This window comes from Sphingobium cupriresistens LL01 (assembly GCF_001046645.1).
Classification (GTDB): domain Bacteria; phylum Pseudomonadota; class Alphaproteobacteria; order Sphingomonadales; family Sphingomonadaceae; genus Sphingobium; species Sphingobium cupriresistens.
On sequence record NZ_KQ130435.1, the window covers coordinates 214,790 to 227,142 of the forward strand.

Sequence of the window (12,353 nt, forward strand, 5' to 3'; positions counted from 1 at the left end):
CAAAGCTCCATATCCTTCTTCCCTGCGGTTAGAAGGGTTAGTGGCTTGCCCTCCGCCGCTTGCCGCTTTAGGGCGCGGCCATGCGCGCGGATATGGCCCATATCGACAGCTGGATCTTCGATCTGGACAATACGCTCTACCCGGCGAAAGCGGACCTGTTCGCGCTGATCGACGTGAAGATGGGCGAGTTTATCCAGGGGTTGCTCGGCTGCGACCCGGTCGAGGCGCGGGCGGTCCAGAAACGCTATTTTATCGATCATGGCACCACCCTGTCCGGGCTGATGCGCCATCATGGCATCGAACCGCGCGAATTTCTCGACTATGTCCATGACATTTCGATGGATCGGCTGGCGGTCGATCCTGCGCTCAACGCCCGGATCGCCGCGCTGCCGGGCCGCCGCCTGATCTTCACCAATGGCGACGCCGCCTATGCCGCGCGCGTGCTCGACAAGCTCGGCTTGGCGCAAGCGTTCGAATTGATCCACGACATCCACGCCTGCCAATATGTGCCCAAGCCTGACCCCGCGGGCTATGCGGACCTGTGCCGCATCCATGCGGTCGATCCCACCCGCGCCGCCTTTTTCGAAGACATGGCCCGCAACCTGCGGCCCGCCAAGGCGATCGGCATGACCACCATCTGGGTCAATAATGGCTCGGAAGCGGGCAATCACGACCATCATCCCGACTTCATCGATTATGAAACCAACCATCTGACGCCATTTCTGGCCGCCATCCTTGGGGAGCATCCATGAGCCAAGACCTGCAAGCCACCATCGACGCCGCGTGGGAAGACCGCGCCAATGTCAGCCTGACCACGCAGGGCGCCATCCGCGACGCCGTCAATGCAGCGCTGGCCCTGCTCGACAGCGGCAAGGGCCGCGTCGCCGAACCCACCGCCGATGGCTGGCAGGTCAACCAGTGGCTCAAAAAGGCGGTACTGCTCTCCTTCCGCCTGAACGACAACGCCCTGATCGACAACGGCCCCGGCGGCGGTTTCTGGTGGGACAAGGTGCCCAGCAAGTTCGCGGGCTGGGGCGAGGCGGAGTTCCGCGCAGCCGGTTTCCGCGCGGTGCCCGGCGCCTTCGCCCGCGCCGGCGCGCATATCGCCAAGAACGCGATCCTGATGCCCAGCTTCGTCAACATCGGCGCGTTCGTCGATGAAGGCACGATGGTCGACGCCTGGGTGACGGTCGGCAGCTGCGCCCAGATCGGCAAGAATGTCCATCTGTCGGGCGGCGTCGGCATCGGCGGCGTGCTGGAACCGCTCCAGGCCGATCCTGTGATCATCGAGGATGACTGCTTCATCGGCGCGCGATCCGAAGTGGTCGAAGGCGTGCGTATCGGCAAGGGGTCGGTCCTGTCGATGGGCGTGTTCATCGGCCAGTCGACCAAGATCATCGACCGCGCCACCGGGGAGGTCTTCATGGGCGAAGTGCCGCCCTATTCGGTGATCGTCCCCGGCTCGCTCCCCGGCAAGCCGTTGCCCGACGGCACGCCCGGCCCCAGCCTCTATTGCGCCGTGATCGTCAAGCGCGTGGATGCCCAGACGCGGTCCAAGACCGGCATCAACGAGTTGCTGCGCCACTAAATCCTGGCGGCCGGGCGGCGTTCATGACGTTGCCCGGCCGTGACGTCGCGCGAATGTTGCAAGCCGTCCACGCCCTGACGCACGCTGAAATTCCTCCGCGATAAAAGTCCGCCATCCCTCCATTCGGGTCTGATCGAATGGAGTTTATCATGGGACGCGACTGGTTCGACCGGAGCGATGCTGCGGCGTTGGCCCCGCCACAACGGCTGTGCTTCTTCTTCAACGCGCAAATCCACCAGCTATTCCACGCCCTGCCGGTCGCGATCGAACTGTCGCGCGACCCCGCCTTCGCCGTGGACGTCATGGCCGCGACCGACGATCATCTGGCGCTGGCGCGCGACATCGCCGCCACCCGCGGCGCCGGGCCGATCCGCTTCCTGCGTTGCGGCGGGCGCTGGCTGGACGCGCTCGCTGGTCTGACCGGCGGCACGATCCCGCCCAAGCTGCCCGCCTTGCTCGCCGCGCGGCGGCGCCTGGCGCATTATGACGCGATCGTCCTGCCCGAACGCACATCATTGCTGCTCAAGCGGCTGGGCCTGTCGCGCACCCGCTTCATCCACACCTGCCATGGCGCAGGCGACCGGGCGGTCGGCTATGACCGGCGCATCGCCCGGTTCGACTTCGTCCTGCTGGCCGGCGAAAAGCAGCGGCGGCGGATGCTGGACGAAGGGCTGATCCGCGAAGGCCATTACGCCATCACCGGCTACAGCAAGTTCGACCTGACCGGTCCCAAAAGCGACCGCCAGCGCCTGTTCGCGCAGGACCGGCCGGTCATTCTCTACAATCCGCATTTCTCGCCCCGCCTCTCCTCCTGGCCGGCCATGGGGGAGGATGTCATCCGCCAGTTCGCGCAGGACGACCGGTTCAACCTGATCGTCGCGCCGCACATCCGCCTGTTCGACAATCGGCGACGCCGCGCCGCGATGGAGCGCCGCCTCGCCGATATCGGGCGCCTGCCCCATGTCCATATCGACCTGGGCAGCCGGGCCAGCATCGACATGCGCTATGTCCACATGGCCTCGCTCTATCTGGGCGACGTCTCCAGCCAGATCTACGAATATCTCGCCCGCCCCCGCCCCTGCCTGTTCCTGAACGGCCATCGCGCAGATTGGCAGGAGGACCGCAGCTATGGCCATTGGCGTTACGGTCCGGTGCTGGAGTCGGCGCAGGGCATCGCCGATGCGGCGGCCGACGCCATCGCCAGCCACACCGCCTATGCGGAGGCGCAGCGGCAAGGCGTCGCCCGCACGTTCGACGCGCTTGGCGACGCTCTTGGCGACGCCGCCAGCGTCCGCGCGGCGCGGGCGCTGACCCATTATCTCGCGCGCAGCCAGTCGGTGGCGCGCCCCGCCCTGGATGGCCTCCCCCGGCTGGAGCGGGCCGCCCATGTCTGACTCGCCTGCATCACTCTGGATCGTCGCCCGCGTCTACGCACCCGATGAGGGCGGCGTGCAGACCTATGCGCGCGAAGTCGCCCGCGCCTATGCCGCGCAGGGACGCCGCGTCACCATCTTCGCCAAATCCTCCGCCGGCCCACGCCGGGTGCGACAGGACGGGATCGATCTGATCGACGTCGGCGTGGCGGCCATGCTGGCGGTCTATGCCCGGCTGTTCCGAGCGATGCTCGGCGCCTGGATCGGCGGCGATCGCCCTGCCCTGATCCATGCCTGCACCTGGCGCGCGGCGCTGCCCGCCCTCCTCTTCCCGCGTCCGCTGGTCGTCACCGTCCACGGCCGGGAGGTCGGGCGGCCACGCGGAATCGCGCTGCTGCTGTTGCGGCTGGTGCTGCATCGCGCGCGGCGGATCGTCGCGGTCAGCGACGTGACGCGCACGCTGTTGCTGGGTCGCCTGCCCCATCTGGCGGCCCGCACCATCACCGCCTGGAACGGCGTGGTCATGCCGGCCGATCGCGCGCCCACCGCCTTTGCGCGGGGCGCGGGCGGCGCGCAATTGCTCACCGTCTGCCGCCTCGTCGCGCGCAAGAATATCGCCGCCGCCGTGCGGGCGGTCGCCGGCTGTGTTCAGGACGGCGCGCATCTGCGCCATGTCATCATCGGCCGCGGCGTCGATACGGTGCGGGTGCGCGAGACGATCCGCCATTGCGGCCTCGACGGCGTGGTCACCATGGCCGGCTATGTATCGACCGCCGACCTGGCCGACGCCTATGCGGCCGCCGACATCTTCCTGCACCCCCAGATCGCGATGGAGGATGGCGCGGAAATCGAGGGATTCGGCCTGTCGGTCGCCGACGCCATGGCGCAGGGGCTGGTATGCATCGTCGGCCGCGACGGCGGTCCGGCCGAATTCGTCCGCGACGGCGTGACCGGCCTCGTCGTCGATGGCCAGTCGATCGACGCGATCCGCACCGCGATCGACCGGCTGGTCGCCGATCCGGCCTTGTGCCGCCGCATCGGCGACAGGGCGCGGGCCTGGGCGGCGGAAAGCCTCTCATGGGACCGGCATTGCCGCCTGTGCCTGGGCGAAAGCGATGCGGATGTGGTCATGTCTGCAACCCTGGCGAAAGCCGCCTGATGGCTGCGATCGTCCATATCGGCTATCACAAGACCGGCACGACCTGGTTCCAGGACAGCTTCTACCCGGCCATCCGCAACCGTCGCTACATCCCGCGCGCCACCGTGCGCGCCGCCTTCCTCGACGCCGGCGCGCTGCATTTCGATCCGACGGCGGCGCGGCGGCGGCTGGGCGACGCGCCTGACGATATGATCTTGTGCGAGGAAAATCTGACCGGCGGGCTGCATAATGGCGGCCTGGCCGGCAACCTCAGCAAGGATGTCGCCGATCGCATCCGCCGCACCCTGCCCGATGCGCAGATCGTCATCTTCGTGCGCGATCCGCTGTCGGCGATCGTGTCGGCCTGGCTGCAATATGTGAAGGGCGGCGGCACCTTCGGCCTCAAACGCTATCTGTTCGGCCGCGATTCGCTCAGCCCGGTGGCGCCCGAACGCGACGAGGCGCCGGGCTTCCGCCTCGACCATTTCGACACGATCCGCCTGATCGCCCATTATGACGCGCTGTTCGGGCCGGACCGCGTCCATGTCTTTCGCTATGAGGATTTCCGCGCCGATCCGCGCGGCTTCGCCGCCGCCTATGCCGCGCGCTTCGGGCTGGACGTGGACCTTGCCCATATCGACTGGCGCGCGCGCAACCCTTCGCTCAGCCGCCCGCTGCTCTGGCTGGCGCGGGCGATGAACCTGTTCACCCGCCGCGCCGTCGCCGACAAAAGCTGGCTGATCGACATTCCCGGCTGGTACGGCGTCAGTCGCCGCCTGCTGCGCCGCGCCAATGCGTCCGGCCGGTTCGGCCGTCCGCTGGCGACGCACGACCTGCTGGACGCTGCGCTGGGCGACCGGCTGCGCGCCCATTTCGCACCGGGCGAGCAATTGCTGGCGGCGCGACTGCAATGGCAACTGCGCGTGGACAATCAGGACGGGACGGTTTTGCGCTGGCGGCAGCGTCCTTGCGGGCATGACGATCTCGCACAGTCGCCTTCTCATCGTCGATAACGACAGCGCCCAGCTCGCCCAGCTGGCCGATAATTTCGCCCGCTACGGCCTGATCGTGGTAGGCGTGGAAACCCCGTTGCAGATGCGCGCGGCGCTGGCGCAGCATGATTATGCGCTGGTGGTGCTCGACCCCGCCATCGCCCCGGAAAAGGGGGCGGCGCTGCTGCACGAACTGGCGATCGAGCGCCACCTGCCGGTGATCGTCCATAGCGCCGCCTGCGGCGAAGCGGACCGGATCGCCGCGCTGGAACTGGGCGCGGAGGATTGCCTGTGCAAACCCGCCAACCCGCGCGAACTGCTGGCCCGCATCCGCGCCGCGCTACGCGGCCGGATGGCGCCGGGCGCGCCCCTGAACGCCGCCGCTACCGCACGCAGCTTCGCCTCGTTCGACGGCTGGCGCGTGGACATGACCACCGGCCAGCTATTCGATCCGAAAGGAACGGCCGTGTCCCTCTCGGACGGCGAATTTCAGCTATTGCGCGTCTTTGTCGAACATCCGCGCCAGGTGCTGGACCGCAGCCGCCTGCTCGACCGCGTCCATGGCGCGACCGCCGACCATTATGACCGGTCGATCGATGTCCAGCTTTGCCGCCTGCGCCGCAAACTGTCCGCCTGCGGCCTGAAAGGCCCGGTCATCCGCACCATCCGCAACGAAGGCTATATGTTCGTCCATGCCGTGACGAACTGACCCCTATTCCAGCGCCAGCAGGGCGAAGGTGGCGAGCCAATGTTCGCCCATATAATCGCCCGCGACATGGGGCAGGCTGGCGGCGACATGCACCCGCGTGGCGTCCTGCGCCAACAGGGCCACCGCATCGTCCGGCCCCAGCGCGGCGGCGATCGCCCGCCAGCACCAGGCGCGGCTGAGGTTCAGACCGTCGAGATGCGCGATCTTGCCGTCGCTGCGGTCCGACACGGTGGCGGGCGTGAACAAAGTGGCCGGTTCGCCCTGCGCCAGGTCGGGCAGGAAGCCGTGGAACCAGTCGGCAAAGGCCGGGCGGTCCAGCAACCGGCTCATCAGCAGCGCCTCGCACAGCGCGGGCGAGAGAAATTCGTCACCGCCCGGCTCCCACGCCTGGCATCCCCGGTCCCGCCCGAACCAGCCCAGCGCCTTGTCGCGGATCAGCGAGACCAGCGCCGGATCGCGCGTCTCCGCCCAGTCCAGCGTCAGCGTCAGCGCGAAGGCGATGTTGAAATGGGTGCCGACCCGCAGCGGATAGGTCAGCTTGGGCAGGAAAGCATGGAAACGCGCGGCAAAAGCCCCCGCCAGCGGCGCGAAGGCTTCCGCCCAGGGCGCGTCATGCCGCGCCAGTTCATCGTGCAGCGCCAGCGCCCAGGCCCAGCCATAGGGCCGCTCGAACCCGGCGCTCAGCGGCCGGTGCAGAAAGGCCAGCTCCCCCGCAACCTTGTCCCGCACCAGCATCGCGTCGGCCCGCGCCCGGATCGCGCCGGCCTGCGCCATGCCGGGGAACAGGCGCATCAAACGCACCACCTGCCACCAGCCATGGACGCAGCTGTGCCAGTCGAAACTGCCATGGAAGATCGGGTGATGCTCTTCTGGCGGCCGCGCATCCTCCGGCCCGGCCATCACCAGGTCCATCTTGTAGGGGTAGCGCCGCCCCAGATGCGACAGGGTCAAAGTCGCGAAACGATCGGCGATATCGGGCGTCAGAAGCGTCATGGGAAAGCCAGCCAATAGATAAGAGCGATGTTGACGATCAGCAGCGGCACGGCGGTGCCGACCTGCCGCTTGATGACGCCATGCTTGTCCTTCAGTTCCAGCAGCGCGGCGGGGACCAGGTTGAAATTGGCCGCCATCGGCGTCAGCAACGTGCCGCAGAAACCCGCCAACATCCCGATGGCGCACACGATCGCCGGATCGCCATGATAGGTGCGGATCAGCAGCGGGATGCCGATCGCCGCAGTCATCACCGGAAAGGCGGCGAAGGCGTTGCCCATGACCATGGTGAACAGAGCCATGCCGACGCCATAGGCGATCACCGCACCGATCAGGCTGCCCTGCGGGATCGCCTGTTGCACGATGCTGCCCACGACATCACCGACCCCCGCCAGCGCAAACACCGCGCCCAGGCTGGCCAGCATCTGCGGCAGGATCGCGGCCCAGCCGACACAATCCATCAGCCGCCGCCCCTGCTGCAACGGCACCAGTGGCCCGGCCCGCAGCCACAGGCACCCCGCCGTCATCGCTACAGCCACCCCCAGCGCCAGCGCGATCAGCGTCGCCTGCTTCGGGTCGAACCAGCCGGGCGCGGCCTTGAACAGGAAGGTGCCGGCCAGCGCCGTCACCGGGATGATGAGCGCGATGGCGAACAACCGGTTGCCGAAGCGATCGGCCCGCGCCTGCCGCACCTCCGGCGGCACCACGCCATCGCCCCGGCCAAGCCCCAGTGCGCCCAGCGCGACCAGGCCCAGCACCAGCACGCCATTGCCCAGGTCGCCCAGCGCGTCGCCCGCCCACATGGATGTCGCGAGCAATGCCCAGAAAGCGGACGTCGTCCAGCGGCGCGGGTTCCCCCGATCGGCCACGCCCAGCAGCGCAAAAGCGGCGAACACCGCGCCCGCCAGCGCATAGACCCAGTGCAGCGTGATCATGGCGCGCGCTCCGCCCGGATGCGGGCCAGTCGCTTGTCGAGCCGCCACAGGCGAAAGCCGTGGATCAGCAGCGCGGCGATCGCCGTCGGGATCGCCCAGACCGAGAGCTGGAGCGGCTCCAGGCTGATGCCATATTGCTCCAGCAGCCCCTTGATCAGCAGGATGGAACCGATCGCCAGGAAAATATCCTCGCCAAAGAACAGCCCGACATTGTCGGTCGCCGCGGCCCAGGCCTTAATCTTCTCGCGCTCATCCTCATGCAGTTGACCCGCCTGGGTTTCCGCCGCCGCCTCGGCGATCGGCGCGACCAGCGGGCGCACAGTCTGGGGATGCCCCGCGACCGACGTCAGCCCGACCGCAGCCAGCACCTGCCGCAGGATCAGGTAGAAGGTCAGGAATCGCCCGACCGTCGCCCCGCGCATCTTCGCGATCAGCCCGCGCGCGCGCTCCTGCAACCCATGCGCCTCCAGCAGGCCGACGACCGGCAGCACGATCCAGATGATGCTGACATAGCGCGCCTCGTTGAACGCCTTGCCGAACGCCGCCAGGATCGCCACCGGATCGAGGCCCGCGGCAAGGCCTGTGACGATCGCCGACGCCAGGATCACCAGCAGCGGATGGAAACGCAGCAGGAAGCCGGCCACGATGATCGCAATGCCCAGCAACACCATCAGCGATGCGCCCGCGCCATCCTACAGCCCCGCCTCGATCGCCAGCCTGATGCCCTCCGCCGCGGTGCGCACGTTCAGCGCGCGCAGCATCGCGGCCCGGTGCATCTTCACCGTGCGTTCGGTCAGGCCCAGATCATAGGCGATCTGCTTGTTCAGGCGCCCTTGCGCCATGCCGACCAGCACCGCGCGCTGGCGCTGGGTCAGCGTGCCGATCAGCGCGATGGCGTCGTCCGCGCGCTGACTCGCCGCCGCTTCGACCGCCATCTGCGATCCCAGAAAATAGTTAAGCGTCCCGTCCGCGCCGAAAATCGGCGCGATCATCAGCGCATTGCGAAAAGGGGTGCCGTCCTTGCGATAATTGAGCAGTTCGACCAGCGCCGGTCGGTTGTCGCGGATAGCGGCGCGGATCATGTCGGTGCTCGCACCGTCCGTGTCCGCCCCCCGCAGGAAACGGCAATTGCGGCCGACAATTTCGTCGCGGGCATAGCCCGTCAGCGCCATGAAGGCGTCGTTGCAGTCGACGATCGGATTGTCGGGCAATCGTGGATTCGTCACGACGGCGGGGACGGCGCTTTCGGCGATCATTGCGGACAGGGACATGGACGACAGGCACTCATGGGACAAAGGCGCGCCGCCGATGCGACGCCCTTCGCCATCGTGCCTCAAATACCCCACTCACCGCAAGGCGAGCGAGCGATATCCTATGTCAGCCCGCGAAATTGCCCGAATGGGCGAACGCCTCGATCGGTTTGCGGTCGCTGGGCTCCTCGCGCGCCTGCAACGCTTCGGGCAGCACCGCCTTGTCGCCCTGCCGGCCGATCGCGACCGCCGCCTCGATGCGGAAACGCTCCGGCACCGCCAGTTCGGCGCGCGCCTTGTCGAAATCGACGCCGGTCATGCCATGGGTGTGATAGCCCAGCCGCGTCGCCTGCAACGCCAGCAGCGCCCAGGCCGCGCCCGCATCGAAACTATGGCTGTGCGAGGGTTTATAATCCTCCGACCCCGGCGCCGCCATCAGCGTGTCGGACAGAATGAAGACGATTGCGCCCGCATTTTGCACCCAGGCCTGGTTGAAGGGCAGCAGCAAGCGCAGGAAGCGCGACCAGTCGGCGCTGTCGCGATGAGCATAGAGGAAGCGCCAGGGCTGATAGTTGAACGCCGACGGCGCCCAGCGGGCTGCATCAAAGATGGTGTCGAGATCGTCCTGCGCAATTGCGGAGGAATCGAAAGCGCGCGGCGACCAGCGCTCCAGAAACAGGCTGTCGACGGCGCGGGTTACGGCGCGGGGGTTGGTGGCCATGCTAACTCCTGGGAAAGGGGCGAAAAGGAATGAGACGCCGATCTAGGCCGTCTTTCGCGATCGCGAAATGATCGATCCGTCAATTCACCGTTTCGCGCAAAGGCACAGCATTGTCGTCCAGACCGGACAATGGGAGCAGCGCGTCGGCGTGCCCCTCGATCAGCACGACCAACGGTTCGCGCAACAGGGCCTGCGCCAGACGCGCGCGCCAGCGCCCGAACATATTGTCGGCCACCTGGCCATCCTGCTCCCGCCTGTCCTGCATAACTGCTCCGCGCCGACCCATGCGTCTTATCTATCGATCTTATAGAGAAGCGTCCTGCAAGCAATGCTCAGGCGTGCGACAGAAAATTTTGAGCGTCGCGCGACCGCCGCCTGCGCGACCTGGCGTCGCAATGCCTGTCTGCCGTCCCTTTTTGGTTAGGTCGAACGGCTTTCTACTGTTTTTCCGGCCGGTCATAGATGGATGTCAGTTCCGGCATGGCGCGTTTGAGTCCCGCTTCGATCGCTTCGATCAATATTTCACCCGCGCCCATGGTCAGCGCATCCTCGAAATCGGCGCTGATCGCGACGAAGACGGCGTCGGGCGCGGTGTGGAAGGTTTGACAGGATTGACCGCCATGATTTCCGGCCTACGCTCGATCGCGCGCCACATCTGTTCGATCAAGGCCGGGTCGGCGCTCTCTCCGATCAGCAGGCCCTTGGCTTCGCGGGCCAGCATGACGGCGACGAAGGCCAGCGCCAGGCCAGAGCGAAATGCGCCCATCGCCCGGCCCATGCGCCATGCCGCAGCAGGGACGGGCAAGGATAGTAGTCGGGGACAGGTGATACGCGCCCGAACGCCATCGGGCGCGGTCGCCCGCGGACATCGCTCCATTCCGGCGTCGCACGACGCCAGAGCGCAATCAGGACGACAGCTTGCAATCTCATGATTTCGGGGAGAAAATTGGCGGGACGTGCGGGATACCGATGAGCACTACGTTTACTCCATAGCCCTCCAAAATGAACCATGAAAATCGGCCGGAATCTGCTGAAATCTCAGCAGGTTTCCGGCCGCTTCTGTTTAATCACGCTTGTTTCGCCGGCTTGCGCGAGAAAGCCATGTTCACGGTCGACAGAATAAACGAGGACCGTCATCATAGGCGCATCGCCACGCGAAGGAGCAAGAAAGAGCGAACCGCGCCAGTCGTAAAGGAGCAGAGCCATGGCCGTCGTAATGATAATGAGCGTTGTATTGATCGCAATGCTTTGCGTCGCAGCCTATACGCTCGCGGTCTATGCGCTGCCCTTCATGCTCGGATTGACGGCTGCGCAGTTCGCCTATCAGACCGGCTCCGGCTTGATCGGCGCAGGCTTGGTCGGGTTGGTCGCGGCCGGTGCAGCCTTCGGCGTCCTGGCGCTTCTCTTTGACTCGCTACGCTCCCCGATCCTGCGCCTCGCTGTGGCGCTGATCTTCGCTGCACCCGCTGCCGTGGCCGGCTATGCGCTGGTCCACGGCGTCACCAAGGAATCGGTCCCGTCCGAAATCTGGCGGCAAATCTTCTGCATCATCGGTGGCGGCTTTGTCGGGATTTCGGCCTTGCTGCGACTGGCAGCACCTTCGGCCAGCGGACCCACGCCCGTTCGCTAATCCAACGGCGTAATATCAAATTGACCCGGCGCTAAAACGCCGGGGCTTTGTCACTGGCGACCCTCCGGCTCACTACGGCGCAATTTGGAAGCGCGTTCACCTCCGGGTCGGCGCGGCTGTCGCCGCGTCGTTCGACACCTACCGCCTGGAAATATGGAGAACCGGACGCATGGTAGTCCGGCCTGCTGATTTTCTTTTTCGAGAGATTGCTAAGGGCGTTGCCCTCGCGCGGCGCAAGAAAACTCTTTGCCCTTTCGCGGCATAAACGGCCCGCTCCCCGCAAGCGGGTCCCCTCCATTTATTCCACGGTGCCAAAGACTTCTCCTGCGCCTTGCTACCCGTGGCTCGCCGCCGGGCAAGGGTTCAGGAGCGGCGCTTCGCTGCTCTGAACCCAACACCCGAAGGAACAGAGACATGACCAGCGCAACCGACAGCAATCCCCGCATCTATGTCGCCTGCCTCGCAGCCTACAACAACGGCTATCTGCATGGTGCCTGGATCGACGCGGATCAGGACGCCGACGAGATCAGGGACGAGATTGCCGCGATGCTTGCGCGCTCGCCGATCAAGGGCGCGGAGGATTATGCCATCCACGACTATGAAGGTTTTGAGGGCGTCATTATCAAGGAATATGCCGGCATCGAGAGCGTGGCGCGGATGGGTGCTTTCATCGCCGAGCATGGCGCGCTAGGCGCTGGATTGCTGGAGCAGTTCATAGGCGACATCGACCAGGCCGAGAGCACCTTGCAGGACTGCTATCACGGCCAGTTCACCAGCCTTGCGGACTATATGGAGGAGCTGACCGCCGAGAGCGTCACGATCCCCGAAGCCCTACGCTACTATGTCGATTGGGAGGCAATGGCCCGCGACGCCGAAATGGGCGGCGAGTTCTTCACGATAGAAACCGCTCGTGACGAGGTGCATATTTTTTCCAACAGGTGAGACTTGGGTTGCCTTGCCTGCGCCAGCGGGCAAGGCAACACGCACGACCTCGCAGACTAGTAAAATCACAGAAATGTTGTTAAGA

The 12,353-nt window shown here is 66.2% G+C and carries 15 protein-coding genes and 1 pseudogene; 8 read left to right on the plus strand and 8 right to left on the minus strand.

The window, feature by feature from the left end; genetic code table 11:
- Positions 1 to 80 precede the first annotated feature (80 nt).
- The 6 genes from V473_RS14005 (at position 81) to V473_RS14030 (ending at position 5,800) form a co-directional block, all read left to right on the plus strand.
- Positions 81 to 752: a pyrimidine 5'-nucleotidase gene (locus V473_RS14005; protein ID WP_066606201.1), complete on the plus strand. Its 672-nt coding sequence runs from the start codon at positions 81 to 83 to the stop codon at positions 750 to 752.
- Positions 749 to 1,588: a 2,3,4,5-tetrahydropyridine-2,6-dicarboxylate N-succinyltransferase gene (dapD, locus tag V473_RS14010; protein ID WP_066606204.1), complete on the plus strand. Its 840-nt coding sequence runs from the start codon at positions 749 to 751 to the stop codon at positions 1,586 to 1,588. The genes V473_RS14005 and dapD overlap by 4 nt, the downstream gene beginning before the upstream one ends.
- Before the next feature lie 149 nt (positions 1,589 to 1,737).
- Positions 1,738 to 2,982, plus strand: coding sequence for a glycosyl transferase (locus V473_RS14015; protein ID WP_066607417.1), 1,245 nt, complete (start codon positions 1,738 to 1,740; stop codon positions 2,980 to 2,982).
- Positions 2,975 to 4,120, plus strand: a complete 1,146-nt coding sequence (locus V473_RS14020; protein WP_066606207.1) for a glycosyltransferase family 4 protein — start codon at positions 2,975 to 2,977, stop codon at positions 4,118 to 4,120. Before V473_RS14015 ends, V473_RS14020 begins: the two co-directional genes overlap by 8 nt.
- On the plus strand, positions 4,120 to 5,112 hold the full coding sequence (locus V473_RS14025; RefSeq protein WP_148648413.1) for a sulfotransferase: 993 nt from the start codon (positions 4,120 to 4,122) through the stop codon (positions 5,110 to 5,112). The genes V473_RS14020 and V473_RS14025 overlap by 1 nt, the downstream gene beginning before the upstream one ends.
- Complete coding sequence (locus tag V473_RS14030; RefSeq protein ID WP_244884425.1) at positions 5,075 to 5,800, plus strand: winged helix-turn-helix domain-containing protein; 726 nt, start codon at positions 5,075 to 5,077, stop codon at positions 5,798 to 5,800. Before V473_RS14025 ends, V473_RS14030 begins: the two co-directional genes overlap by 38 nt.
- 3 nt (positions 5,801 to 5,803) lie before the next feature.
- Here V473_RS14030 and V473_RS14035 read toward each other — a convergent pair whose 3' ends face one another.
- The 8 genes and pseudogenes from V473_RS14035 to V473_RS24135 form a co-directional block, all read right to left on the minus strand.
- The gene (locus tag V473_RS14035; RefSeq protein WP_066606208.1) at positions 5,804 to 6,793 is read right to left on the minus strand and encodes a DUF2891 domain-containing protein; all 990 of its coding nucleotides are present in this window, start codon (positions 6,791 to 6,793) and stop codon (positions 5,804 to 5,806) included.
- A complete protein-coding gene (locus V473_RS14040; protein ID WP_066606210.1) occupies positions 6,790 to 7,725 on the minus strand; it encodes a DUF979 domain-containing protein in 936 nt (311 codons plus the stop codon). The genes V473_RS14035 and V473_RS14040 overlap by 4 nt, the downstream gene beginning before the upstream one ends.
- Positions 7,722 to 8,399 (minus strand): DUF969 domain-containing protein, encoded by a 678-nt coding sequence (locus tag V473_RS14045; protein ID WP_066606213.1) that lies wholly within the window; start codon positions 8,397 to 8,399, stop codon positions 7,722 to 7,724. Before V473_RS14045 ends, V473_RS14040 begins: the two co-directional genes overlap by 4 nt.
- An 18-nt stretch (positions 8,400 to 8,417) precedes the next feature.
- Positions 8,418 to 8,996: a PAS domain-containing protein gene (locus V473_RS14050; protein ID WP_066606215.1), complete on the minus strand. Its 579-nt coding sequence runs from the start codon at positions 8,994 to 8,996 to the stop codon at positions 8,418 to 8,420.
- Positions 8,997 to 9,102: 106 nt separating this feature from the next.
- On the minus strand, positions 9,103 to 9,696 hold the full coding sequence (locus V473_RS14055) for a nitroreductase family protein (RefSeq protein ID WP_066606217.1): 594 nt from the start codon (positions 9,694 to 9,696) through the stop codon (positions 9,103 to 9,105).
- 79 nt (positions 9,697 to 9,775) lie between these two features.
- The gene (locus V473_RS14060; protein WP_066606223.1) at positions 9,776 to 9,961 is read right to left on the minus strand and encodes a hypothetical protein; all 186 of its coding nucleotides are present in this window, start codon (positions 9,959 to 9,961) and stop codon (positions 9,776 to 9,778) included.
- 172 nt (positions 9,962 to 10,133) lie between these two features.
- Positions 10,134 to 10,444: pseudogene (locus V473_RS14065) on the minus strand (cation diffusion facilitator family transporter); the annotation flags it as partial.
- Positions 10,445 to 10,734: 290 nt separating this feature from the next.
- A complete protein-coding gene (locus V473_RS24135) occupies positions 10,735 to 10,902 on the minus strand; it encodes a hypothetical protein (RefSeq protein WP_156029209.1) in 168 nt (55 codons plus the stop codon).
- On the opposite strand from V473_RS24135, the gene V473_RS14070 reads away from it, so the two are divergent.
- Positions 10,901 to 11,326 carry a hypothetical protein gene (locus tag V473_RS14070; RefSeq protein WP_003043905.1) on the plus strand — a complete coding sequence of 142 codons (426 nt, stop codon included), beginning with the start codon at positions 10,901 to 10,903 and terminating at the stop codon, positions 11,324 to 11,326. The two genes, V473_RS24135 and V473_RS14070, sit on opposite strands and share 2 nt — an antisense overlap.
- A 414-nt stretch (positions 11,327 to 11,740) precedes the next feature.
- Entirely contained in the window at positions 11,741 to 12,268 is a 528-nt protein-coding gene (locus V473_RS14075; protein WP_066606227.1) for an antirestriction protein ArdA, read from the plus strand.
- Positions 12,269 to 12,353: the final 85 nt, after the last annotated feature.